At 73.5% G+C, this 22,582-nt stretch carries 24 protein-coding genes, 1 pseudogene and 1 riboswitch; of the genes and pseudogenes, 21 read left to right on the top strand and 4 right to left on the bottom strand.

Annotated features, from left to right (window positions below):
* Nucleotides 1–145 precede the first annotated feature (145 nt).
* The 10 genes from mltG (ACFVU9_RS37795) (at nucleotide 146) to ACFVU9_RS37750 (ending at nucleotide 11,690) form a co-directional block, all read left to right on the top strand.
* Nucleotides 146–1,399 (top strand): endolytic transglycosylase MltG, encoded by a 1,254-nt coding sequence (gene mltG, locus ACFVU9_RS37795; RefSeq protein ID WP_380437969.1) that lies wholly within the window; start codon nucleotides 146–148, stop codon nucleotides 1,397–1,399.
* 150 nt (nucleotides 1,400–1,549) lie between these two features.
* Nucleotides 1,550–3,454 carry an endolytic transglycosylase MltG gene (gene mltG / locus ACFVU9_RS37790; protein WP_387601424.1) on the top strand — a complete coding sequence of 635 codons (1,905 nt, stop codon included), beginning with the start codon at nucleotides 1,550–1,552 and terminating at the stop codon, nucleotides 3,452–3,454.
* A gap of 34 nt (nucleotides 3,455–3,488) precedes the next feature.
* Nucleotides 3,489–4,319: a shikimate dehydrogenase gene (locus ACFVU9_RS37785; protein ID WP_387601422.1), complete on the top strand. Its 831-nt coding sequence runs from the start codon at nucleotides 3,489–3,491 to the stop codon at nucleotides 4,317–4,319.
* 209 nt (nucleotides 4,320–4,528) lie between these two features.
* On the top strand, nucleotides 4,529–5,713 hold the full coding sequence (gene aroC / locus ACFVU9_RS37780; RefSeq protein ID WP_387601419.1) for a chorismate synthase: 1,185 nt from the start codon (nucleotides 4,529–4,531) through the stop codon (nucleotides 5,711–5,713).
* A complete protein-coding gene (locus ACFVU9_RS37775) occupies nucleotides 5,710–6,231 on the top strand; it encodes a shikimate kinase (RefSeq protein WP_387601416.1) in 522 nt (173 codons plus the stop codon). Before aroC ends, ACFVU9_RS37775 begins: the two co-directional genes overlap by 4 nt.
* Nucleotides 6,224–7,312: a 3-dehydroquinate synthase gene (aroB, locus tag ACFVU9_RS37770; protein ID WP_380448936.1), complete on the top strand. Its 1,089-nt coding sequence runs from the start codon at nucleotides 6,224–6,226 to the stop codon at nucleotides 7,310–7,312. The genes ACFVU9_RS37775 and aroB overlap by 8 nt, the downstream gene beginning before the upstream one ends.
* An 8-nt stretch (nucleotides 7,313–7,320) precedes the next feature.
* Nucleotides 7,321–7,749, top strand: coding sequence for a type II 3-dehydroquinate dehydratase (gene aroQ / locus ACFVU9_RS37765; RefSeq protein WP_380498466.1), 429 nt, complete (start codon nucleotides 7,321–7,323; stop codon nucleotides 7,747–7,749).
* A 127-nt stretch (nucleotides 7,750–7,876) separates the two neighbouring features.
* Nucleotides 7,877–8,722, top strand: a complete 846-nt coding sequence (locus tag ACFVU9_RS37760; protein WP_380448934.1) for an AAA family ATPase — start codon at nucleotides 7,877–7,879, stop codon at nucleotides 8,720–8,722.
* A gap of 96 nt (nucleotides 8,723–8,818) precedes the next feature.
* On the top strand, nucleotides 8,819–9,628 hold the full coding sequence (locus ACFVU9_RS37755) for an Fpg/Nei family DNA glycosylase (RefSeq protein WP_380500135.1): 810 nt from the start codon (nucleotides 8,819–8,821) through the stop codon (nucleotides 9,626–9,628).
* 67 nt (nucleotides 9,629–9,695) lie between these two features.
* Nucleotides 9,696–11,690, top strand: coding sequence for an AAA family ATPase (locus ACFVU9_RS37750; protein ID WP_387601412.1), 1,995 nt, complete (start codon nucleotides 9,696–9,698; stop codon nucleotides 11,688–11,690).
* 23 nt (nucleotides 11,691–11,713) lie between these two features.
* Here the strand turns inward: ACFVU9_RS37750 and ACFVU9_RS37745 are convergent, their stop codons facing one another.
* Together ACFVU9_RS37745 and ACFVU9_RS37740 are read right to left on the bottom strand one after the other, a co-directional pair.
* The gene (locus tag ACFVU9_RS37745; protein ID WP_387601410.1) at nucleotides 11,714–13,387 is read right to left on the bottom strand and encodes a hypothetical protein; all 1,674 of its coding nucleotides are present in this window, start codon (nucleotides 13,385–13,387) and stop codon (nucleotides 11,714–11,716) included.
* Between the two features lie 53 nt (nucleotides 13,388–13,440).
* Nucleotides 13,441–13,824: an ArsR/SmtB family transcription factor gene (locus ACFVU9_RS37740; RefSeq protein WP_380446292.1), complete on the bottom strand. Its 384-nt coding sequence runs from the start codon at nucleotides 13,822–13,824 to the stop codon at nucleotides 13,441–13,443.
* An 82-nt stretch (nucleotides 13,825–13,906) separates the two neighbouring features.
* A riboswitch (cobalamin riboswitch) is annotated at nucleotides 13,907–14,099 on the top strand.
* A gap of 32 nt (nucleotides 14,100–14,131) precedes the next feature.
* On the opposite strand from ACFVU9_RS37740, the gene ACFVU9_RS37735 reads away from it, so the two are divergent.
* On the top strand, nucleotides 14,132–15,241 hold the full coding sequence (locus ACFVU9_RS37735; protein ID WP_380446293.1) for a HoxN/HupN/NixA family nickel/cobalt transporter: 1,110 nt from the start codon (nucleotides 14,132–14,134) through the stop codon (nucleotides 15,239–15,241).
* 107 nt (nucleotides 15,242–15,348) lie between these two features.
* On the opposite strand, the gene ACFVU9_RS37730 is transcribed toward ACFVU9_RS37735, so the two are convergent.
* Together ACFVU9_RS37730 and rpmG are read right to left on the bottom strand one after the other, a co-directional pair.
* On the bottom strand, nucleotides 15,349–15,600 hold the full coding sequence (locus ACFVU9_RS37730; RefSeq protein WP_380446294.1) for a type B 50S ribosomal protein L31: 252 nt from the start codon (nucleotides 15,598–15,600) through the stop codon (nucleotides 15,349–15,351).
* Between the two features lie 81 nt (nucleotides 15,601–15,681).
* On the bottom strand, nucleotides 15,682–15,846 hold the full coding sequence (gene rpmG, locus ACFVU9_RS37725; protein WP_363648209.1) for a 50S ribosomal protein L33: 165 nt from the start codon (nucleotides 15,844–15,846) through the stop codon (nucleotides 15,682–15,684).
* 134 nt (nucleotides 15,847–15,980) lie between these two features.
* Here rpmG and rpmB point away from each other — a divergent pair, with 134 nt between their 5' ends.
* The 10 genes and pseudogenes from rpmB (at nucleotide 15,981) to ACFVU9_RS37675 (ending at nucleotide 22,575) form a co-directional block, all read left to right on the top strand.
* Nucleotides 15,981–16,217, top strand: a complete 237-nt coding sequence (gene rpmB, locus ACFVU9_RS37720; RefSeq protein WP_380446295.1) for a 50S ribosomal protein L28 — start codon at nucleotides 15,981–15,983, stop codon at nucleotides 16,215–16,217.
* A complete protein-coding gene (gene rpsN, locus ACFVU9_RS37715) occupies nucleotides 16,217–16,522 on the top strand; it encodes a 30S ribosomal protein S14 (RefSeq protein WP_380446296.1) in 306 nt (101 codons plus the stop codon). Before rpmB ends, rpsN begins: the two co-directional genes overlap by 1 nt.
* Nucleotides 16,519–17,726: pseudogene (locus ACFVU9_RS37710) on the top strand (CobW family GTP-binding protein). Before rpsN ends, ACFVU9_RS37710 begins: the two are co-directional and overlap by 4 nt.
* A 5-nt stretch (nucleotides 17,727–17,731) precedes the next feature.
* Nucleotides 17,732–17,965 (top strand): 30S ribosomal protein S18, encoded by a 234-nt coding sequence (gene rpsR, locus ACFVU9_RS37705; RefSeq protein ID WP_380446315.1) that lies wholly within the window; start codon nucleotides 17,732–17,734, stop codon nucleotides 17,963–17,965.
* A gap of 9 nt (nucleotides 17,966–17,974) precedes the next feature.
* On the top strand, nucleotides 17,975–18,148 hold the full coding sequence (rpmF, locus tag ACFVU9_RS37700; protein ID WP_380446297.1) for a 50S ribosomal protein L32: 174 nt from the start codon (nucleotides 17,975–17,977) through the stop codon (nucleotides 18,146–18,148).
* A gap of 92 nt (nucleotides 18,149–18,240) precedes the next feature.
* Complete coding sequence (locus tag ACFVU9_RS37695; protein WP_380446298.1) at nucleotides 18,241–19,347, top strand: M24 family metallopeptidase; 1,107 nt, start codon at nucleotides 18,241–18,243, stop codon at nucleotides 19,345–19,347.
* A gap of 75 nt (nucleotides 19,348–19,422) precedes the next feature.
* Entirely contained in the window at nucleotides 19,423–19,986 is a 564-nt protein-coding gene (efp, locus tag ACFVU9_RS37690; RefSeq protein ID WP_380446299.1) for an elongation factor P, read from the top strand.
* A gap of 4 nt (nucleotides 19,987–19,990) precedes the next feature.
* On the top strand, nucleotides 19,991–20,428 hold the full coding sequence (nusB, locus tag ACFVU9_RS37685) for a transcription antitermination factor NusB (RefSeq protein WP_380446300.1): 438 nt from the start codon (nucleotides 19,991–19,993) through the stop codon (nucleotides 20,426–20,428).
* A 179-nt stretch (nucleotides 20,429–20,607) separates the two neighbouring features.
* Nucleotides 20,608–21,435 (top strand): thioesterase family protein, encoded by an 828-nt coding sequence (locus ACFVU9_RS37680; protein ID WP_380446301.1) that lies wholly within the window; start codon nucleotides 20,608–20,610, stop codon nucleotides 21,433–21,435.
* A 222-nt stretch (nucleotides 21,436–21,657) separates the two neighbouring features.
* A complete protein-coding gene (locus tag ACFVU9_RS37675) occupies nucleotides 21,658–22,575 on the top strand; it encodes a hypothetical protein (RefSeq protein WP_380446302.1) in 918 nt (305 codons plus the stop codon).
* The last annotated feature ends 7 nt before the right edge of the window (nucleotides 22,576–22,582 follow it).

The following is a 22,582-nucleotide window of genomic DNA, read 5'->3' as shown; positions in this document are numbered from 1 at the left end:
GGGGGGGCCGGGGGCGCCCCCCCGGTGGCCGGGGGGGCGGCGGGGGCAGCCCCCGCATCATCACCCCCCCCCCACGGGGCCGGGGGCGCCGCGCCCCCCCCGCACCCCTCTCGTTTCTTCCGGGACCGACGAGGGGGCGCGCGCCATGACCGACCAGGACTTCCACCCGGGTCTCACGCCCGGCCATCTCGGTGCGCCGGTGCTGGAACCGGAGGGCCGTCCGCCGGGCGCGCCCCGTCCGCGCCCCGATGCACCGGATCCCCACCGATGGCGTAACGGACTGGCCTGCGGGCTCACCGCGCTCGCCCTGGTGGCCGTCTTCGGCGGGGCCGGGCTCGCCGGGTGGACCTGGGTGCAGGGCCAGCGCAAGCCGCCGGCCGCCGCCGACTACGCGGGGCAGGGTGCCGGGGACGTCCAGGTCTCGGTACCGGAGGGCGCGGGCCTGTCGCAGATCGCGTCGGCGCTGGTGCGCAACGGCGTCGTCGCCAGCTCGCTGGCCTTCACCCGGGCGGCCAAGGGCAGCGCGGCGGCGGCCGGGCGGATCCAGCCGGGCACGTACACGCTGAAGCAGAAGATGTCGGCCGCGGCGGCGCTGGCGATCCTGATCGACCCGGCCAACGCCAACGGCCTCACCATTCCCGAGGGCTGGCGCGGCTACCAGATCTTCACGGCGATCGACAAGAAGCTGAACCTCCCGGCCGGCACCACCCAGCGCACCGCGCAGGAGCAGGGCGCCGAGCTGGGCCTGCCGGACTTCGCCAACGGCAGCCCGGAGGGCTACCTCTTCCCCGCGACGTACAGCGTCACGGACGGGACCACCGCCGTCGACCTGCTGAAGCAGATGGTCGACCGGGCCGGCAAGGAGTACTCCCGGGACGACGCCAACGTCGTCGCCCAGACCCTCGGCCAGAGCCTGTACGGCCTGGTCACGGTGGCGAGCATGGTCCAGGGCGAGGCCGACAACTCCGAGGACATGAGCAAGGTCGCGCGGGTGATCTACAACCGGCTGGCCAGGAACATGCCGCTCCAGCTCGACTCGACGATCAACTACGCGCTCGGCCGCTCCACCCTGAACACCACGGTGACCGACACCCGGCTGGACTCGCCCTACAACACCTACCTGCACGCCGGGCTGCCGCCGTCGCCGATCTCCAACCCCGGGCGCCAGGCCGTCATGGCCGCGCTGGACCCGGCACCCGGCGACTGGCTGTACTTCGTCACCGTGAAGCCGGGCGACACCCGCTTCACCGACAGCTTCGACGTCCAGCAGCGCAACGTGGCGGACTTCAACGCCTACCGGGCGGCGCAGTCGAGCGCCTCGGCCGCGGCCTCCGGCACGCCCACCCCGGCGACGGCCTCCCAGCCGGGCGGAGCCCCGGCAGGTCAGGGCGGGCACTGACGGAGGTTTCGCCTTTACGGCGGTATGTCTGCGGTACGGTAACGTCTCCTCCCAGGCGTTGCGCTAGCACGCCGGTTCGAGAATCAGCCGGGACGCCGTCCCGCGCGGCCGGTCCGATCCGCCGGTCGTCTCCGTCGGGTAAGGGGATCAATGACCGATCTGGGTCGGGGCTACGGCCCCCAGGGCGCCGAGCCGTGGCACCCCGGTGATCCCGCCTACGGCGGACAGCAGGACGGCCAGTGGCAGCAGACGGCCCAGCAGCACATGGGCCAGCAGGGCTACCCGCAGCAGGAGCAGTACCAGCAGCAGATGGCCCAGCAGGGCATGGGTCAGCAGGGCATGGGCCAGCAGGGTTTCCAGGACCCGCAGGGCTTCCAGCAGCAGGGGTACGGCCAGGGCTACCCGGGCGGCCAGGAGCAGTACCAGCAGCAGGGGCAGTATCCCCAGCAGGGCCAGTACCCCCAGCAGGGGCAGTACCAGCAGCAGATGGGTCAGCAGGGCTTTCCGCAGCAGGGCGTCCCGCAACAGGGGCAGTATCCGCAGCAGCAGGGCCAGTATCCCCAGCAGGGCCAGCACCCGCAGCAGGGGCAGTACCAGCAGCAGATGCCGCAGGCCCCGATGCAGCAGGCCCCGGTGCAGCAGCAGACGCCCCCGCAGCAGATGCGGCCCCAGGCTCCGCAGCGGGCGGCGCAGCCCGTACCGCAGCAGGCCGAGCCCGTCTCCGGGCCCGGGCCGGACGGGATCGACTGGGAGGCCGAGGCCGCCGCGCTGGAGTCCGGTGCCGCTCCGGCGGCGGGGCACGAGCCCGCCGGGGAGGAGTGGGACGACCACTTCGAGGAGGGCCACTCCGACGACGGCCACCACGGGGACGGCGCGTACCCCGAGGAGGACGGCGAGATCGGGCAGGCCGGCTTCCTCGGCGAGGAGGACGTCTCCCGGGAGGCGCAGAAGAAGCGCAAGGAGAAGGGCAAGAAGTCGGGCCGCCGCAACAGCGGCGCCTGCCTGGTGGTGGCGCTGGTGCTGGTCGGCGCCATGGCCGGGGCCGGCTGGTGGGGCTACGGCTTCTACAAGGACCACTTCGGTCCGCCGCCGGACTTCGCGGGCGACGGCACCGGCTCCGTCCAGGTGGAGGTCAAGCCCGGCGCGGTGGGTGCGCAGGTCGGCCTCGTGCTGAAGAACGCCGGCGTGGTCAAGAGCGTCGACGCGTACAGCAAGGCCTGTGACGCCGAGCCGAAGTGCACGACCGTGCAGCCGGGCTTCTACACGCTGAAGAAGGAGATGCCGGCCGCCGACGCGCTCAAGGAACTCCTCGCGCAGGCGGGCGGCGCGGCGATCGTGTTCCCGGAGGGCAAGAACTCCTCCGAGATCTACACCATGATCGACACCAAGCTGAAGCTGGCGCCGGGCACCACGGCGAACGTGGCCAAGGCCCAGGTCAACACCTTCGGGCTGCCCGCGTACGCGCAGGGCAACGTCGAGGGCTTCCTGTGGCCGACGCGCTACAACATCGCCGACGGCATGAAGCCCGAGGACCTGCTCAAGCAGATGGTGAAGACCGCCACCGACAAGTACGCCAACCTGGACGGCCAGGCCGCCTCGGTGGGGCTGAAGAACGGCTACGAGGTGCTCATCGAGGCGAGCATCCTGCAGCGCGAGGGCAACAACCCGGCGGACTTCGCGAAGATGGCCAAGACCATCCAGAACCGCCTGGCCAACGAGCCCGAGACCCACCACCGCCTCGGCATGGACACCACGCTGCAGTACTCGCTGGGCCGCAAGGACCTCAACAAGCAGGACATGGACAACGCGTCCAACAAGTACAACACCTACCTCAACCCCGGCCTGCCGCCGACGCCGATCTCCAACCCCGGCGACGAGGCGATCAATGCGGTGCTGCACCCGGCGGACGGCAAGTGGCTGTACTTCATCGCGATGTCCCAGACCGAGACCCGCTTCGCCGAGACGGCCAAGGAGCACTACGCCAACGTCAAGGAGTACTGCCAGTCGGCCGGCCAGAACTTCGACGAGGCCCGCGGCCACTGCACCACCAAGTAGCCCGCACCGGTAACCCGCCCACGGAGAAGCTGCGTTGACCACCAAACACCGGGCCGCCGTCCTCGGCTCGCCGATCGCCCACTCGCTCTCGCCGGACCTGCACCGGGCCGCCTTCGCGGCGCTCGGGCTGGACGGCTGGCGCTACGACCGGTTCGAGCTGGACGAGGCCGCCCTGCCCGGCTTCGTCGCCGGGCTGGACGAGGCGCAGTGGGCGGGCCTGTCGCTGACCATGCCGCTGAAGCGGGCGGTCATCCCGCTGCTCGACGAGGTCAGCGCGACGGCGCGCGCGGTGGACGCGGTGAACACGGTGGTGTTCACCGCAGACGGACGGCGCACCGGCGACAACACCGACGTCCGCGGCCTGGTGAACGCGCTGCGCGAGCGCGGCATCACCGAGGTGCCCGGCGCGGCGGTGCTGGGCGCGGGGGCCACGGCGTCCTCCGCGCTGGCCGCGCTGGCGCAGATCTGCACCGGCGAGGTGACGGTCTACGTGCGCAGTGCCGAGCGGGCCCGGGAGATGGCCGAGCTCGGGGAGCGGCTTGGCGTCGTCGTGCGGACGGCCGACTGGGAGCACGGCGCGGAGGCGCTGGCGCAGCCGCTCACCGTCTCCACGACGCCGGCCGGCTCGACGGACGGGTTCGTCGCGGCGCTGCCCGCCGAGCCCGGGGCGCTGTTCGACGTGCTCTACCACCCCTGGCCGACGGCGCTGGCGGCCGAGTGCGCCGGGCGCGGGGCCACCGTCCTGGGCGGGCTCGACCTGCTCGTGCACCAGGCGGTGCTGCAGAGCGAGGCCTTCACGGGGCGGACGCCGGGGCCGCTCGCGGCGATGCGCGAGGCGGGGGAGAAGGCGCTCTCCGGGCGCTGAGGCGGCGGGTACGAGGCCGCCGTCCGGCTTGTCCCGGCCTGATCCGAAAGACACGCCCTCGTCCCGGTCGGTCCGTCCGTCCCGCTGGGCGGCCGGTCGCCGTCCGTCACGCGGACCACGCCCCCGGGTGACCTCGGGACATGAAAGGATTCGGTCAGAAGGCACGCCCGGGGCGGCCCGTGGGCCGGCCCGCTGATGAAGGAGCTCCGTTGGGTACGTTGCGCTGGCTGACGGCGGGGGAGTCGCACGGCCCCGCACTGGTCGCGACGCTGGAGGGCCTGCCCGCTGGTGTACCGGTCACCACCGCCGTGGTGGCCGACGCGCTGGCGCGTCGCCGGCTCGGTTACGGTCGCGGCGCGCGGATGAAGTTCGAGCGGGACGAGGTGACGTTCCTCGGCGGTGTCCGGCACGGCCTGACCATGGGCAGCCCGGTGGCGGTCATGGTCGGCAACACGGAGTGGCCGAAGTGGGAGCAGGTCATGTCGGCCGACCCGGTCGACCCCGAGGTGCTGGCGGGCCTGGCCCGCAACGAGGCGCTGACCCGTCCGCGTCCGGGCCACGCCGACCTGGCGGGCATGCAGAAGTACTCGATCGAGGAGGCCCGTCCGATCCTGGAGCGGGCGAGTGCCCGTGAGACGGCGGCCCGGGTCGCGCTGGGCGCGGTGGCCCGCGCGTACCTGAAGGAGACCTGCGGGATCGAGATCGTCAGCCACGTCGTGGAGCTGGCCGCCGCGAAGGCGCCCGCCGGCGTGCTGCCGCTGCCCTCGGACGAGGCCCGGCTGGACGCGGATCCGGTGCGCTGCCTGGACGCGGATGCGTCGAAGGCGATGGTCGCGGAGATCGACCAGGCGCACCGGGACGGTGACACGCTCGGTGGTGTGGTCGAGGTGCTGGCGTACGGGGTGCCGGTGGGTCTGGGTTCGCATGTGCACTGGGACCGGCGTCTGGACGCGCGGCTGGCGGCTGCGTTGATGGGCATCCAGGCGATCAAGGGTGTCGAGGTCGGGGACGGTTTCGAGCTGGCGCGGGTGCCGGGGTCGAAGGCGCACGACGAGATCGTCCCGACCGCCGACGGCGTGAAGCGCACCTCCGGCCGCTCCGGCGGCACCGAGGGCGGTCTGTCGACGGGTGAGCTGTTGCGGGTGCGTGCGGCGATGAAGCCGATCGCGACGGTGCCGCGGGCGTTGCAGACGCTGGACGTGCGTACGGGTGAGCCGGCGAAGGCGCATCACCAGCGCTCCGACGTCTGCGCGGTGCCGGCCGCGGGCATCGTCGCGGAGGCGATGGTGGCGCTGGTGCTGGCCGACGCGGTGAACGAGAAGTTCGGCGGCGACCACGTCTCGGAGACGCGCCGCAACGTGCAGAGCTACCTCGACCACCTGATCATCCGATGATCCGGCCTGTCGTCGTTCTGGTCGGCCCGCCCGGCAGCGGCAAGTCCACGGTCGGGCGGGCCCTGGCCGAGCGCCTGGGCGTCGGCTTCCGCGACACCGACGCCGACATCGAGGTGCTGGCCGGCAAGCCGATCCCCGAGATCTTCATCGACGAGGGCGAGCCGCACTTCCGCGAGCTGGAGGTCCGCGCGGTGCGCGCGGCCGCCGAGGGCCACGACGGGGTGCTCGCGCTCGGCGGTGGCGCGGTGATGGCCGAGGCCACCCGCGCGCTGCTGCGCGAGCTGCCCGTGGTGTTCCTGGAGGTCCCGCTGGGCGACGCCGTCAAGCGGGTCGGGCTGGACGCCCCGCGGCCGCTGCTGGCCGTCAACCCGCGGGCCCGCTGGCGCGAGCTGATGGACGCCCGCCGCCCCCTCTACCTGGAGGTGGCCACCGCCGTCGTCGACACCGCGGGCCGCACCCCCGAGCAAGTCGCGGACGCCGTACTGGAAGCACTGGAGCTGAAGACCACCCATGACTGACATCGTCAGGATTCACGTCGGCGGCAGCGCCGGCCACGACCCGTACGACGTGCTGATCGGGCACCAGCTGCTCGGCGAGCTGGCGCCGCTGATCGGACCCCGGGCCAAGCGGGTCGCGCTCATCCACCCCGAGGCGCTGGCCGCCACCGCCGACGCCGTCCGCGAGGACCTGGCCGCCGAGGGCTACGAGGCGATCGCGCTCCAGGTGCCCAACGCCGAGGAGGCGAAGAGCGCCGAGGTCGCCGCGTACTGCTGGTCGGTGCTCGGACAGACCGGGTTCACCCGCAGCGACGTCGTCGTCGGCCTCGGCGGCGGTGCCACCACCGACCTGGCCGGGTTCGTCGCCGCGACCTGGCTGCGCGGCGTGCGCTGGGTGTCGATGCCGACCACGCTGCTCGGCATGGTCGACGCGGCCGTCGGCGGCAAGACCGGCATCAACATCGCCGAGGGCAAGAACATGGTCGGCGCCTTCCACCCGCCGGTGGGCGTCCTGGCCGACCTCGGCACGCTGGAGACCGTGCCCAAGCACGACTACGTCTCCGGCCTCGCCGAGGTCATCAAGTGCGGCTTCATCGCCGACCCGGCGATCCTCGACCTGATCGAGGCCGACCCGGAGGGCGCCAAGACGCCGGCCGGACCGCACACCGTCGAGCTGATCCGGCGCGCCATCCAGGTCAAGGCCGACGTGGTCTCCGGCGACCTCAAGGAGTCCGGTCAGCGGGAGATCCTCAACTACGGCCACACCCTCGGCCACGCCATCGAGCGCAACGAGCGCTACAAGTGGCGGCACGGTGCCGCGATCTCCATCGGCATGGTCTACGCCGCCGAACTCGGCCGCCTGGCCGGGCGGCTGGACGACGAGACGGCCGACCGGCACCGCGCCGTGCTGGCCTCCGTCGGCCTGCCGCTGACCTACCGGGCGGACGCCTGGCCGAAGCTGCTGGACGCCATGAAGATCGACAAGAAGTCGCGCGGCGACCTGATCCGCTTCATCGTCCTGGACGGCCTCGGCAAGACCTCCGTCCTGGAGGGCCCCGACCCGTCCCTGCTCGTCGCCGCCTACGCGGAGGTCTCGGCGTGACCAGGGTCATGGTGCTCAACGGCCCCAACCTCGGACGCCTCGGCAGCCGTGAGCCGGACGTCTACGGTGCCACCTCGTACGCCGGGCTGGTCGAGCGCTGCACGGCGCTCGGCGCGGAGTTCGGCTTCGAGGTCGAGGTCCACGAGACCAACTCCGAGCAGCGGATGGTCGAGTGGCTGCACGAGGCGGCCGACGGCAAGGTGCCCGTGGTGATCAACCCGGGCGCGTTCACGCACTACTCGTACGCCATGCGGGACGCGGCCGCGCAGCGCACCGCGCCGCTCATCGAGGTGCACATCTCCAACCCGTACGCGCGCGAGACCTTCCGGCACACCTCGGTCATCGCCGCCGTCGCCTCCGGCACCATCGCCGGGTTCGGGCTCGGCTCGTACGAACTCGCCCTGCGCGCCCTGGCGGAGCAGCTCACCACGCGCTGACGGTCGGTCGGACGGGCCGGGCCGGTGCCGTGCGTTCCGGCCGGCCCGAGGGCGGGCGGCGGCCCGGCGGCGGACTGTGCCCGTCGCCGGGCCGCCGTGTAGTGTCCCCGCTGGGAGAAGTCGGGAGGTGACCGTGACGCAGTACGCCGGGGGCGGGCAGGTGCCCCCTCATCCCGTCGCTCCGCCGGTCCGGCCGGCCGCCGGGGCCGTGACGGCCGTTTCGTCCCCCGGACCGGTGCCGTTCGGCGGGCGCGTTCCGCCACCGATTCCGCCCGCGCCGGTGCCCGCGGCTCCGGCCCCGGCGCCGGCTCCCGCGCCCACCGCGCCGATGCCGGCCGGGGCCACCGGGCACTTCGTCCTGCCCTCCGGCGCGCCCGTCCAGCTCCCGGCCCACCCGCCGCAGCGGCACGCGCCCGCCGGGCCGATCGCCGTCCTGCTGATCGGACCCGCCGGCGCCGGCAAGACCACCGTCGCCCGGTACTGGGCCGAGCGGCGGCACACCCCGACCGCGCACATCAGCCTGGACGACGTCCGGGAGTGGGTGCAGTCCGGCTTCGCCAACCCGCAGTCCGGCTGGAACAACGCCTCCGAGGCCCAGTACCGGCTGGCTCGCCGCACCTGCGGCTTCGCCTGCCGCAACTACCTCGCCAACGGCATCTCCTGCATCATCGACGACGCCGTCTTCCCCGACCGCCCGGCCATCGGCCTCGGCGGCTGGAAGCGGCACATCGGCCCCGGCATGCTGCCCGTCGTGCTGCTGCCCAGCCTCGACTCGGTGCTCGGCCGCAACGCCCGGCGCAGCGGCAACCGGCGGCTGGGCGACGAGGAGGTCGCCCGCATCCACGGGCGGATGGCCGGCTGGTACAACTCCGGGCTGCCGATCATCGACAACTCGCACCTGGACGTCGCCGCGACGGCCGCCGAGCTGGACCGGGTGATCCTGGCCCGGCTCACGGGGATGCCGGTCCGGTGAGCCGGCCGGGCCGCCGACCTGCGGGATCGCGGGGATGTCGGGGGCGGCTGCGATGATGGACGGGTCGAGTTGATCCGTCCCAGGGGAGCCGAGCCCGTGCCGGAAGGCCACATCATCCACCGCCTCGCGGCCGAGAACACCACGGCCTTCGGCGGCCGTCCCGTCCGGGTGTCCAGCCCGCAGGGCCGCTTCGCCGACGACGCCAAGCTGATCGACGGGCAGGTCCTGGTCGGGGCGGAGGCCGTCGGCAAGCACCTCTTCCTCGGCTTCGAGGAGGGCGCGTGGGTCCACGTGCACCTCGGCCTCTACGGCGGCTTCGCCTTCGGCGCCGGGCCCGCCCCGGAGCCCGTCGGGCTGATCCGGCTGCGCCTGGAGAACGACGACGCCCACGCCGACCTGCGCGGCCCCAACACCTGCGCGCTGGTCACCGGCGCGCAGAAGGCCGCCGTCGCCGCGCGCCTCGGCCCGGACCCGCTGCGCGCCGACGCCGACCCGGACGCGGCCTGGCGCCGGATATCGGCCAGCCGGACGACGGTCGCGGCCCTGCTGATGGACCAGAAGGTGCTGGCCGGGGTGGGCAACGTCTACCGCGCCGAGGTGCTCTTCCGGCACGGCATCGCCCCGCACCGGGCCGGCCGGGACCTCACCCGGGCCGAGTGGGACGCGATCTGGGCGGACCTCGTCGGGCTGATGCGCGAGGGCGTCGGCGCGGGCCGCATCGACACCGTCCGGCCCGAGCACACCCCCGAGGCGATGGGCCGGCCGCCGCGCGTGGACGACCACGGCGGCGAGGTCTACGTCTACCGCCGCGCCGCGATGCCCTGCCTGGTCTGCGGCACGGACGTGCGGACGGAGTCGCACGCGGCGCGCAACCTGTTCTGGTGCCCGACCTGCCAGGCGGCCTGAGCCGGATTCAGGTGGCGGGGGCCGGCACGCCGTAGGCTGGGCCCGGGCCGGCGGAGGGAGCGGACGGGTGGACGGCTTCGAGGTGTCCAACAGGGTTTCGGGCACGGTGCACGGGAACGTGATCCAGGGCGGAAACGTCACGGTCCACCTGGAGCCGCAGCGCCGGATCCCGCATCAGGTGCGACCGCCCCGCCGGACCTTCGTCAACCGCGAGCGCGAACTCGCCGCTCTCACGGGTGCGCTGGGCCGGGCCGGGCGGGACGGGCCGGCGATCGTCGTCTTCACCGGTCTGGCCGGCGTCGGCAAGACGGAGCTGGTGGCGAAGTTCGCCACCGAACAGGCGGCGCAGTTCCCGGGCGGTGTCCTGTACGCCGACCTCAAGGCCTACCGGCACGGGGCCGCGGTGGACCTCGCCGGGGTGCTGGAGGGTTTTCTGCGAGCCCTCGGGGTCCGTGTGCCGGACGTGGAGGCGGAGCGGTTCGGGGAGTTCCGGACGGCCACCGCCGGGCAGCGCTGTCTGGTCTTCCTCGACAACGTCGAGCACGCCGCCGAGGTCCGCGCTCTGCTGCCGACGAGCGGGCTGCTGGTGGCGGCGGGCCGGCAACGCCTGGACGCGCTGCGGATGGACGGCGCCGAGGTGCTGCGGCTGGAGCGGCTGGACGAGACGGCGGCCGCCGCCCTGGTGCGCGGCTGGCTGAGCGCCGGGCGCGGCACCGACGGTGAGGTCGCGGCCCTCGTGGAGCGGTGCGCGGGGCTGCCGCTCGCCCTCAACGCGGTCGGGAGCCAGCTGCTGGGCCGGAGCCGCCTCTCGGTGGGCCAGGTGGTGGCCGAACTAGCGGACTGGGAGGGCAAGTTGGCCATTCTGAACAACGACGAGGGGAACCTCCGCCGGACCTACGACCCGGTCTACGAGCGGCTCTCGGCGCCCGCCCGGGCGCTCTACCACCTGATCGGCGTGCATCCCGGCCCCTTCGTGTCGGCCGAACTGGCCGGGGCGACGGGCGTCGAGGACGCGGACGAGGCCCTGGACGAGCTGTGCGGCGCGCACCTGCTGGACGTCGTGGTCGACGACGGCCCGGAGGAGCGCTTCCAGGCGCACGACGTCGTCCGGACGCACGCCCACGCCCGTGCGCGCGAACTGCCCGGCCGGGCCGAGCTCCTGGCCGGGATCGTCGCCTACTTCAGGGGCCGGGCGTCGGTGGCGGACCGGGCGATGGGGTCGCGGCTGCGGGTGCAGGAGCCGAGCGGCGACGACCTGCCGGGCTTCGGCTCGTACGCGGCGGCCCTGGAGTGGTTCCAGGCCGAACGGGCCGACCTGCGCGCGGTGGTGGAGGCGGCGGCCGGGCAGGGGTGGCACGGCGAGGTGTGGCGGCTCTGCGAGTCGCTGTGGCCGCTGTACCACGGCCGCAAGCACTACGAGGACCTGATCGCCACCCACCGGCTCGGCGTCGAGTCGGCGCAGTGGGACAACCAGCCCGACGCCGTCGTCCGGATGCGCAACCAGCTCGCCCGCGCCTACTACGAGCGGCGGGAGTTCCCGCTCGCGGCCGAGCAGTTGGCGCTCGGCGCGGAGCAGGTGCCGCTGGTGACCGACCGGCGGCTCGCGGGCGTGCTGTACGAGACGGACGGGCTGCTGTGCCTGGCCGACGGGCGGACGGCGCGGGCGGTGGAGCGGTTCACGCTGGCCCTGGAGGAGAACCGGGGCGACGACCACGGCGAGATCGTGCAGAGCTACAACGTCGCGCAGGCGCTGATCGCGGACGGCCGGGCGGAGGAGGCGCTGGCCGTCCTCGACGAGGCCCGCGCGAGGGCCGTCGACACCGAGGACACCGACATGCTGATGAAGCTCCCGCTGGTGCGCGCCCGGGCCCACCGCGCGCTGGGGCGGCTGGACCTCGCGGTCGCGGACGCCGCCGAGTGCGCGCGGCGGGCGGCCGGGCTGAGCCAGTACGCGAAGGAGGCGCAGGCGCACACGCTGCTCGTCGAGCTCGCGGAGGAGCAGGGGGACGCGGCGCTCGCGGCGCGTAGCCGGGAGCGGCTGCAGGAACTGCAGGCACGCTAGTGCCGTGGCACTAGGACGTCCTCTTACGGCCCGGTGGTGAACGCGACCCGGGTGCGGTGTTCGCCGGTGCGGATGGTGAGTCCGTGCTCGGGGAGGCCGGCCGGGTCGCCGCCGGCGGTGAGCCAGTGCGCCACGGCGGAGCCGAGGAGCAGCGGGTCGAGGCGGGGTTCGGCGCTGCCCCAGGTCCGTTCGGCGCGGGCTTCCAGCAGCAGGCCGGTGCGCAGCCGGACGAGGTGGCGGGCCGGGCCGAGGGCGGCCACCGCGACGGCGAGGCCGGGGAGCGCGGCGGCGGTGTCGGCGAGCCAGCGTCCGGCGGGGACTTCGGCGCGCGTCTCGGTCCGGGCGAGGACCTCGGCGGTGTAGCGCAGGGCGTCGCCCGGGTGTTCGTCGGTGAGGGCGTGGAAGCCGCGCGGGCTGTGGTCGCCGGGGTCGAAGGGGTAGCGCCGCAGGCTGACCTCGGTGCCCTCGCTCGCGGCCTCGACGTCGTAGGCCGTCGGGCCTTCGGGGGTGCCGGGGCGGGGGACCGGCTTGGGGTAGGGCGGCAGGAGCGGTTCGTCGTCCGGTTCGTCCAGTCCGTCCAGGAAGGAGTAGAGCAGTGGGCGCAGCACCTCGGCGGAGCGGCCGCGGCGGGCGAGGGAGCGGTCGGTGATCGGGCGCAGGGCGGCCGGGTCCTGCTTCTGCAGGGCCTGTTCGAGCTGAGCGGCGAGGTCGCCGTCCGGGTCGAGTGCCGGGGCGGCCTGGCCGAAGGCGTGGCTGGGGGAGTGCGGGTCGAGTTCGGCGGCGCCGGTGGCGACGAGCAGGGTGGGGCGTTCCAGGGCGGCGCCGTAGACGGACACCGAGCCATGGTCGCCGATCAGGCAGTCGGCGGCGACGAGGGCGGCCTGCCAGCCCTGGTGGGGCGGGACGAGGCGCAGGCCCATCCGCCGGGCGTCGTCGAGCAGGGCCTCGGGGTCGTGCCGGTTCCAGATGTTGGGGTGGAGGACGACGGCGACCGCGTACTCGTCGGCGGGGAGCCGGCGGACGAGGCGCCGGGGCAGGTCGGGGCGGCGGCCGAATAACGAGTGCTCGCTCCAGGTGGAGTTGACGACGACGAGCCGCCGGCCGTCGACGGCGCCGAGGGCGGCCCGGTAGGAGTCGCGCAGGCGCAGGCTGCGGAGCATGCGGTCGAAGCACGGGTCGCCGACGACCTGGGCGACGTCCAGTGCCTCGGGGCAGGAGACCCGCAGCCGGTCGAGCTGTTCCGGGTGGGAGAGGCCGAGGACGTCGACGAAGACCCGGCCGTGGTGGGTGAGTTCGTTGCGGGAGAGGCCGGCTGCGCTGACGGTGTCGCCGGTGGACTCGGTCACCAGGCGGTTGTAGCCGGCGCCGTGCGGGAGGACGACGAGCCGGGCGTCGAGGCGGTGCATCGAGGAGTGGACGGCGCAGGCGACGGCCAGGTCGAAGCGGTGCCGGACGGCGTCCTCCCAGTCCAGCAGGGTGATGCCGGGCAGGCCGCGCAGGTAGTCGTCGAGGCCGTCGGCGAAGGCGGAGCCGGGGTTGACGGTGGCGTAGCGCTCGATGCCGTCGCGGTTCAGGAGGGTGAGGACGTCGAGGACCCGGGTGGCGGAGGTGAGGGTGCGGGCGACCGCCAGCACGCGCGCCCTGACCGGCCGGGTGTTCCAGCGGTCGGCGGGCCAGGCGTGGGGGTGGGTCGGCACGCCATGATCGTACTCATCGGGTCGGCTCCCCGCGGTGATTCAGGCCCGGGAGGTCAGCCCGCCGCGGCGGCGGGCTCCTCGTGGTCGGCCGCGGCGCACTCGTCGAGGAGGGGGCGCATGCTCTCGTCGACGAGCCGGTAGCGCACGACGCGTCCGTCCTTGTCCCCGGTGACCACGCCGGCCGTCCGCAGCAGCCGCAGGGCCTGTGAGACGGCCGGGTCGCGCATGCCGGTGGCGACGGCGAGGTCGGTGACGGCGAGCGGTCCGGCGCGGTGCAGGGCGAGCAGGATCGCGAGCCGCCCGGGGTCGGCGAGCAGGGAGAACCGCTCGGACCACGAGCGGACGTGCGCGGCGTCGCCGATCGCGGCGATGGCCTCACAGACCCGGTGTCCGTCGATGGTGCGGTGGCCCGCGCGGTCGGCCGGTACGAGATGCATGCGGACATTCTGGCAGCTCACGACCTGTGATCCTGGACACCTGCGTAGGTGCGCAGCCTTGCAAGGGTCGGCCCGGGACCCCTACGGTGTTCCCCGCCGTGGTGCTCGGGAAGACCGGTGACGGACCCTCAGGGGTCCCAGTCCGGAGCGGCCCTCGCCACTGTGATCGGGGGAGTCCGCCCGTACCCAGACGCCACTGGGCGCTTCGCGCGCCTGGGAAGGCGGGTACGGGAGCCCCGTCAGCCAGGAGACCGGCCACGGCATCTCACGAACGTCTTTCCACGAGGTGCTGGAGCGTGATCCGAAGATGACCCTGCCCGAAACCGCCGCCCCCGAGGCCGCGCCCGCCGTGCTGCCCACCTTCCGGTGGAGGAGAGAGGACACCGTCCGCACCGCCGGGCTGATGGGGGTGATCCTGGCCATGCACGTCGTGGCGTTCGGGACCCTCGTCTTCCTGGTGGCGCCGCACAACTACGCCGTCGGCACCCAGGTCTTCGGGGTGGGCCTCGGCATCACGGCGTACACGCTCGGCATGCGGCACGCGTTCGACGCCGACCACATCGCGGTGATCGACAACACCACCCGCAAGCTGATGGCCGACGGCAAGCGGCCGGTCTCGGTGGGCTTCTGGTTCGCCCTCGGGCACTCGTCGATGGTGGTCGTCATGGCCGCCCTGGTCGCGGGCGGCGCGCAGCTGGCGAACACGCTGATGGACGACGAGTCGACGACCCACCAGTGGCTCGGCATGGTCGGCACGACGGCCTCAGGCGCGTTCCTCTACCTGATCGGCGCGCTCAACCTGGCGGCGCTGCTCGGCATCCTGAAGGTGTTCCGGGCGATGCGCGCGGGGCAGTACGACGAGGCCGAGCTGGAGCAGCACCTGAACTCGCGCGGCTTCATGGCCCGGGTGCTGAACCGGGCGACCCGCTCGATCACCCGGCCCGGCCAGATGTTCCCGGTGGGCATGGTGCTCGGCCTCGGCTTCGACACCGCGACCGAGGTGACCCTGATGGTGATGGCCGGTTCGGGCGCGGCCGCCGGGCTGCCCTGGTACGCGATCGTCTGCCTGCCGCTGCTGTTCGCGGCGGGGATGAGCCTGTTCGACACGCTGGACGGGACGTTCATGAACTTCGCGTACCAGTGGGCGTTCTCCAACCCGGTGCGCAAGGTGTACTACAACCTGACGATCACCGGTCTGTCGATCGCGGTGGCGTTCATCATCGGCACGATCGAGCTGGTCGGCGTGCTGCACGAGAAGCTGGACCTGACCGATCCGGTCACCGGCTGGATCGCGGACATCTCGCTCGACAACGTCGGCTACGCGATCGCCGGGCTGTTCGTCGTCGTCTGGGCCGCGGCGATCGCGTACTGGAAGCTGGCCGGGGTCGAGAAGCGCTGGGGCGCCGAACGCTCCTGAGCACGGCTGCCGCACGCCTGCCGCACGCCTGCCGCACGCCTGCCGCGACGGCGCCTCCCCACGGTGGGGAGGCGCCGTCGCGCGCGTTCCGGGCCGGCTGCGCCGGGTCAGCTGTGCCGGTCGCCGTAGCGCTGGCGGAAGCGCTCGACGCGGCCCGCGGTGTCGAGCACGCGGGACTGGCCGGTGTAGAAGGGGTGGCTCGCCGAGGAGATCTCGACGTCGATGACGGGATAGGTGTTGCCGTCCTCCCACTCGACCGTGCGGTCGCTGGTGACCGTCGAGCGGGTGAGGAAGGAGAGGCCGCCGACCTTGTCGCGGAAGACGACGGGCCGGTAGGCGGGGTGGATTCCGGGCTTCATGGGGGTGCCTCCTCGGCGGGGGATCAGCGCTCTTCGTTCGACGTTCTTCGTTTCGACGTTCTTCGTTCCGGCGCTCTTCGGTCAGCGCTCTTCGCGGAAGTCGACGTGCTCGCGCGCGACCGGGTCGTACTTGCGCAGCACCATCCGGTCCGGGTCGTTCCGGCGGTTCTTGCGGGTCACGTACGTGTAGCCGGTGCCGGCGGTGGAGCGGAGCTTGATGACGGGGCGCAGTTCGCTGCGGGCCATGAGGTCCTCCGGAGGGGTCGGGTGGTGCGGCGGTTCGGGGCCGGGTTGGAACCGTACACCGAAATGGATGTCATTTTCATCTGGGGTAACGTGACCTCCGTCCCGCCCATTCCCGGACCGTTTTGGGAGCCCCCATGTCCGCCCACTGCCAGCTCACCGGCCGCCGGCCGGGCTTCGGCAACGCGATCTCGCACTCGCACCGCCGCACCCCGCGGCGCTTCGACCCCAACATCCAGCGCAAGCGCTACTGGCTGCCGGGCGAGGGCCGGTACGTCCGGCTCACGCTCAGCGCCAAGGGGATCCGCACGATCGACGCGATCGGGGTCGAGGCCGCCGTCGCCCGGATCCGGGCCCGGGGGGAGAAGGTCTGATGGCGAAGCAGAGCAAGATCGCCAAGAACGAACGGCGGCGCGAGACCGTCGCCCGCTACGCGGGGCGCCGCGCCGAGCTCAAGAGGACCATCGCCCACCCCGGCACCGCCCCCGCCGAGCGCGCCGCCGCCCAGGCCGAACTCGCCCGCCAGCCGCGCGACGCCAGCGCCACCCGGATCCGCAACCGCGACGCCGTCGACGGCCGCCCGCGCGGTTACGTCGGCGCCTTCGGCCTCTCCCGGATCAATCTGCGCACTCTCGCCCACGCGGGCCACCTGCCCGGCGTCCGCAAGGCCAGCTGGTGAGCGGCGCGGACGGGACCAGGCTGCCCGTCGTGGTCGTCGCCGGGCTGCACGCCGACCACCGCCGCAGTGCCGTCGAGGAGTTGGCGCGCGGCGCGGTCGACGCCGTGGTCCTCCACCACGACCTGCGGGACGCCTCCCGCGGCGTCGTCCACCGCCGACTGCGCGACGCGGGCGGCGAGTTCGACCCGGCCGACGTACCGCTGCTCAACGACTGCCCGTGCTGCGCCCTGCGGGAGGACCTGCTGCCCCGGCTGCTGCGCATCGCGGACGAAGGACGGCACGGGCTCGCGGTGGTCGAACTGTGGGGCGGCAGCGATCCGCACCCGGCCGTCGAGGTCATCGCCGGCGGCGAGGTCGACGGCCGGCCCCTGGCGGAGGCCGTCGAGCTCGCGGGCGTCGTCGCCGCCGTCGACCCCGACCGGCTCACGAGCGAACTCTCCGTCTCCGACGACCTCGTGGAGCACGGCGAGCACACCGCACCGGAGGACCCCCGCACCCGCGCGGAGGCCCTCGCCCACCAGATCGAGTACGCGACCACCCTCGCCGTCCCGCGCGCGACCGCGCACACGCCGGGGCTCGCGATGCTCCGCCAGCTCCACCCCACCGCCCGCGTCGTGCGGCTCGCCACCGGTGCGCTCACCCGGGCCGCACTCGGCGGCTTCGACGTCGCGGCCGCCCGCGACCGGGTCAACCCGGCGCTGGCGCTGCTGCCGCAGGAGCACGACGAGGGCGGGGTCACCACGATGGTGTGGGAGCGCCGCAGGCCGCTGCACCCGCAGCGGCTGCACGAGGCGCTCGAACTGCTCGTCCCGGCGGCCCAGCGCAGCCGCGGCCGCTTCTGGCTGGCCAACCGGCCCGACCATGGGCCCCTCCTGCCCGCTGGCGGGCAAGGAGGGAGCTCGCGTGGGACGCGGCCGGGGCGAACCTCGCGGTCGAGGAGTGCGGGCCGTGGCTCTCCGCGCTGCCCGACGCGGCCTGGGACCTCTACCCGCCCGCGCGCCGGGCCGCCGCCGCCCTCGACTGGCACCCGGCCCACGGTGACCGCGTGCAGCAGCTCAGCTTCACGGCCGAGGGCCTGGACACGGACGGGATCACCCACCTCCTCGACTCCTGCCTGCTCACCGACGCCGAACTCGCCGCCGGCGAATCCGGCTGGAAGGCGCTGCCCGACGCCTTCCACGACCTGCTCGACCCCGTCGCCTGAGGATCATCACTGTGCGTAAACGACTCAACCCGCCGAGGCCCAAGCCCAACCCGCTGGTCACAGCCGGTATCGAGTACATCGACTACAAGGACACCGATCTCCTGCGGAAGTTCGTCTCCGATCGCGGCAAGATCCGCAGCCGCCGGGTCAGCCGGCTGACCGTCCGGCAGCAGCGGGCGATGGCCCGGGCGATCAAGAACGCCCGCGAGATGGCCCTGCTCCCGTACACCACCCGATAGGAGACCCCGATGGCCGTACCCAAGCGCAAGACGTCCCGCAGCAACACGCGGCACCGCCGGGCCCAGTGGAAGGCGAGCGCGCCGAAACTCGTCCCGATCACGGTGAACGGGCGGGAACTGCTCGTCCCGCAGCACCTCGTGCCCGCCTACCGGAGGGGGCTCATCGATCCGGAAGGGGGGTGACGGCGCCGCCGGGGGCGCGGGTAGGTAAAGGTCGCGCCCCCGTCGGGGGTTCTCGGCGGGCGGATCGGGGGCGGGCTTCGTAGGCTCGACGCATGTCTGATGCGTACGCGGGTCGGCGGGAGCGGCTGCGGGAGCACTGCAGTGCGGCCGGGGCCGATGCGGCGCTGATCACCCGGCCGGCCAACGTGCGGTACCTGACCGGCTGCGCCCCCTGCGGCGCGACCTTGCTGCTCACCAGGGAACGGGTGCTGCTGACGCTGCCGGACGACCTGCCGCCGGACGACACCGGGGAGCACCTGATCGCCGCCGACGTCACCCAGGTCCCGGTGCCGGCCGGGGCGGACACCGCGCTGGCGGCCGCGGCCGAGGCCTCCCGGCTGCGGGTGCACGCCATGGCGGTGGAGGAGCACGACCTCACCGTCCTGCGCCACCGCGCGGTGGCGAGCCTGGCCGAGGGGGTCCGGCTGGCCGAGCTGGGGCAGGTCGTCGAACGGCTGCGGGTGATCAAGGACGAGCACGAGATCGCCGACCTGCGGATCGCCGCCGAGATCGCCGACCAGGCGCTCGGCGAGCTGCTGGAGTCGATCCTGGTCGGCCGCACCGAGCGGCACCTGGCGATGGAGCTGGAGCGCCGGATGATCGACCACGGTGCCGACCGGGCGGCCTTCCCGGTCTCGGTCGGCACCGGCAGCCACTCCGGCCAGCCCGCCCACCAGCCGACCGACCGCCGGGTCGAGGAGGGCGACTTCCTGACCGTGGTGCTCGGTGCCCAGTACCGCGGGTACGGCGTGTCGACCGCCCGGACCTTCGTGATCGGCGCCGCCCCCGCGCCCTGGCAGGTGGAGCTCCACCGGCTGGTGTTCCGGGCGCAGCGGGCCGGGCGGGAGGCGCTCGGACCCGGCGTGGAGCAGTGCGTACCCGACCGGGCGGCGCGGCAGATCCTGGACGCGGCCGGCCACTCCGAGGCCTCCCCGCACCCGGTGGGCCACGGCATCGGGCTGGAGATGCGGGAGGCGCCGCGCCTCGGTCCGGCGGACATGGGTAAACTGGACAGCCGCGTACCGGTCACCGTCGGTCCGGGGGTACACATCCCGGGCAAGGGCGGGGTCCGGATCGAGGACACGCTCGTCGTGCGCCCCCTCGAAGAGGGCGGGCCCGAGCTGCTCACCATCACCACCAAGGAGCTCCTCGCCCTGTGACGGCGGCCCCGGGCCGCCGGTGGCAGGACGCGACCCTTGGTTCCTTGACAGCTATATCCAGGAGTAAGTGCGCCCGTGGCTTCCACGAACGATCTCAAGAACGGCATGGTCCTCAAGCTGGAGGGCGGCAAGCTCTGGTCCGTCGTCGAGTTCCAGCACGTCAAGCCCGGCAAGGGCCCGGCCTTCGTGCGTACGAAGCTCAAGGAGGTCCTGACGGGCAAGGTCGTCGACAAGACCTTCAACGCCGGCACCAAGGTCGAGACCGCCAACGTCGACAAGCGCGGCATGCAGTTCTCGTACAAGGACGGCGAGAACTTCGTGTTCATGGACATGGACACCTACGACCAGCTCACCATCGAGCCGGCCGTCGTCGGTGACGCCGCCAACTACCTGCTGGAGGGCTTCGAGGCCCTCGTCGCGACCAACGAGGGCGCGGTGCTCTACATCGAGCTCCCGACCTCCGTCGAGCTGCTCATCGCGCACACCGAGCCGGGCGTCCAGGGCGACCGCTCCACCGGTGGCACCAAGCCGGCCACCCTGGAGACCGGTGCCGAGATCCAGGTCCCGCTCTTCGTCGTCACCGGCGAGAAGGTCAAGGTCGACACCCGCGACGGCAGCTACCTCGGCCGGGTGAAGTAAGTCCGTGTCGGCCGCACGCAGCAAGGCCCGCACCCGGGCCTTCCAGATCCTCTTCGAGGCCGACCACCGCGGGGTCGACCCGCAGCAGGTCCTCGCCGACTGGGTGGCCCGCGCCCGCGAGCCCAAGCCCGACGAGGGCACCCCCCAGGTCGCCGAGTACACGATGGAGCTGATCGAGGGTTACGTCCGGCACGCGCGCCGGATCGACGACCTGATCTCCCAGTACTCGGTGGGCTGGACGCTCGACCGGATGCCGATCGTGGACCGCAACGTCCTGCGGCTCGGCGCCTACGAGCTGATCTGGGAGGACGGCGTCCCGGACGCCGTCGTCCTGGACGAGGCCGTGGAGATCGCCAAGGAGTTCTCCACGGACGACTCCCCGTCCTTCGTCAACGGCCTGCTCGCCCGCTTCCTGGAGCTGAAGCCGAGCATCCGCCGCTAGGCACGGACGGGCCCCGCCCCGCGAACGGCCGCCGGACCCGCACGAGGGTCCGGCGGCCGTCGCGCGTTTCACCCGGGTGGCGTATGTTGGGATCCTACTGGCCGGTAACTTATCGGTCGCACCATGAGAGATCCCCAGGTATCCCCACGCACGTCCGCAGTGAAGGGCAGGCCACCCCCATGACCACGGCGATCCGCAGCGAGTTCGACCAGGGCATCGCGCTGAGCAGACACCCCGAGGAGCCCGGCCGTTACGACGGCGAGCTCGGCGCGGGCTGGCAGATCGGCGGCGGCGTCAACGGCGGGCTGCTGCTCGCCGTCGCCGGACACGCGCTGTCGCTGGAGCACGGCGACCACCCCGACCCGGTGTCGATCAGCGGTTACTACCTGTCCGCCTCGGTGCCGGGCCCGGCCACCGTCCGCACCGAGGTGCTGCGCTCCGGCCGCGGCCTGTCCACCGGCACCGCCTCGCTCAGCCAGGACGGCGTCGAACGGCTGCGCGTCGTCGCCAGCCACGGGGACCTCTCGACGGCCGTCGGCGAGGTGCGCACCAGCGCGCAGCCGCCGCAGCTGCCGCCGCCGGACCAGTGTGTCGGCGTCGAACACGCGCCCAAGGAACTCATCGCCCAGGCCGCCCTGCTGGAGCGCTTCGACCTGCGGCTCGACCCGGCCACGATCGGCTGGGCGCTCGGACAGCCGTCCGGCACCGGGCGGATCCAGGGCTGGTTCCGGCTCGCCGACGGCCGCGAGCCCGACCCGCTGCTGCTCCTGCTGGTCGCCGACGCGCTGCCGCCGGTCACCTTCGACCTGGGGATGCCGGGCTGGGCGCCGACCGTCGAGCTGACCGTCCACCTGCGGGCCAGGCCGGTGCCCGGCTGGCTGCGGGTCACCCACACCACCCGCAACCTGGCCGGCGGCTACTTCGAGGAGGACGCCGAGGTCTGGGACGAGGCCGGCCGTCTGGTCGCGCAGTCCCGCCAGCTCGCCCGGGTGCCGCGCCCGGCGTGAGGCCCGACGACGCGAGAACCGGCGCATTACCGGTGGTTACATTCCTGTGACACGCCGTACGTGTGCGGCGCTCGGGACTGGGGAGTAACACGGTCAGCGGCGGCCCCCGCCGCCGACCGTGACCCTACTGAGCCGGGAGCCACACGTGAGCGAGCGTAGCGAGCGAGCCATTGGGAGGCGCGTGTGGGCGAATGCCCCTGCCGAGCGCAGCGAGGTGGGAGCATGAGTCGAAAAGGCCGCGCTCGCCGCATCTCCGACTGCACCGCCGGCGGCTTCCGCCCGAACGCCCGTGCCCCGCACCGGCGGAGCGACGGGGAGGGGGCCGACCAGGCCTTCGTCATCGGTGTGCTGACCAGCGCCGCGGACTTCGAACGGGCCCGCGCCTGGCGGGTGACCGACGCCCCCGACTACGAGCGCTACCTGGCCGACACGGCCGACCTGCTCGCCGAGGCGCTGCGGCGCTTCGACACCGTCCGGGCGCGGATGTTCCACCCGCAGGACTTCGCCGAGTTCTGCGTCCTGCACGGGCTGGACCCGGCCGAGCCGGCCGCCCGCGACCGCTACCTGCTCAACCCCGCGCTGCAGACCCAACTGCTCGCCTACCAGGGCGAGGAGCTCGCCGGGGACTTCGTGCCGCGCCTGGTCCGCGCCCGGGAGAACGGACTGACGCTCCGCCACGCCGACCTGATCCTCGACGGCGGGCTCTACGGCGCCACCGGCGAGGCGGACGAGGACCACGGCCGCTGGGTGCGCACCGCCCACCAGCGCGGCTCCGAGGTGCTGCGCCGGATGCTGGTCGGCGCGGGCGCCGGGGTGTACGAGCTGCGAGTGCGGGTGGACGCGCCGGGCGGGAGGCTGAGCGCCGCGGCGCGCGTCCTCCAGTGGGAGGACGGCGTCGTGCGGATCAACGACGAGGACCTGGAGCTGGTCTGCGCGGTGCTGTGCGCCGGGCTGGCCCTGGAGCTGCCGGGCGTGGCCGTGCTGCACGGCTCGCAGGGGTCGGCGGCGGCCTGCGGGGAGTACCGGCCGGCCGCGTGGGCCTGGTCGAGCGGCGGGCCGGACTGGGCCCCGGCGGCCCGGCCGGTGCGGCTGGACGGGGTGGCCGCGCAGCCCGGGTACAGCCTGGGCACGGTCTGCTGAGGCACTG

This window comes from Kitasatospora sp. NPDC057936, assembly GCF_042887525.1.
GTDB lineage: Bacteria > Actinomycetota > Actinomycetes > Streptomycetales > Streptomycetaceae > Kitasatospora.
This window is presented reverse-complemented; position numbering and strand designations above follow the sequence as displayed.

Bases quoted from the DNA above. Each gene is read 5' to 3' on its own strand.
- mltG (WP_380437969.1), top strand. From the start codon at position 146: ATGACCGACCAGGACTTCCACCCGGGTCTCACGCCCGGCCATCTCGGT.
- mltG (WP_387601424.1), top strand. From the start codon at position 1,550: ATGACCGATCTGGGTCGGGGCTACGGCCCCCAGGGCGCCGAGCCGTGG.
- ACFVU9_RS37775 (WP_387601416.1), top strand. From the start codon at position 5,710: ATGATCCGGCCTGTCGTCGTTCTGGTCGGCCCGCCCGGCAGCGGCAAG.
- aroB (WP_380448936.1), top strand. From the start codon at position 6,224: ATGACTGACATCGTCAGGATTCACGTCGGCGGCAGCGCCGGCCACGAC.
- aroQ (WP_380498466.1), top strand. From the start codon at position 7,321: ATGGTGCTCAACGGCCCCAACCTCGGACGCCTCGGCAGCCGTGAGCCG.
- ACFVU9_RS37740 (WP_380446292.1), bottom strand. From the start codon at position 13,824: ATGCATCTCGTACCGGCCGACCGCGCGGGCCACCGCACCATCGACGGA.
- ACFVU9_RS37735 (WP_380446293.1), top strand. From the start codon at position 14,132: ATGACCCTGCCCGAAACCGCCGCCCCCGAGGCCGCGCCCGCCGTGCTG.
- ACFVU9_RS37730 (WP_380446294.1), bottom strand. From the start codon at position 15,600: ATGAAGCCCGGAATCCACCCCGCCTACCGGCCCGTCGTCTTCCGCGAC.
- rpmG (WP_363648209.1), bottom strand. From the start codon at position 15,846: ATGGCCCGCAGCGAACTGCGCCCCGTCATCAAGCTCCGCTCCACCGCC.
- rpmB (WP_380446295.1), top strand. From the start codon at position 15,981: ATGTCCGCCCACTGCCAGCTCACCGGCCGCCGGCCGGGCTTCGGCAAC.
- rpsN (WP_380446296.1), top strand. From the start codon at position 16,217: ATGGCGAAGCAGAGCAAGATCGCCAAGAACGAACGGCGGCGCGAGACC.
- rpmF (WP_380446297.1), top strand. From the start codon at position 17,975: ATGGCCGTACCCAAGCGCAAGACGTCCCGCAGCAACACGCGGCACCGC.
- ACFVU9_RS37695 (WP_380446298.1), top strand. From the start codon at position 18,241: ATGTCTGATGCGTACGCGGGTCGGCGGGAGCGGCTGCGGGAGCACTGC.
- ACFVU9_RS37680 (WP_380446301.1), top strand. From the start codon at position 20,608: ATGACCACGGCGATCCGCAGCGAGTTCGACCAGGGCATCGCGCTGAGC.
- ACFVU9_RS37675 (WP_380446302.1), top strand. From the start codon at position 21,658: ATGAGTCGAAAAGGCCGCGCTCGCCGCATCTCCGACTGCACCGCCGGC.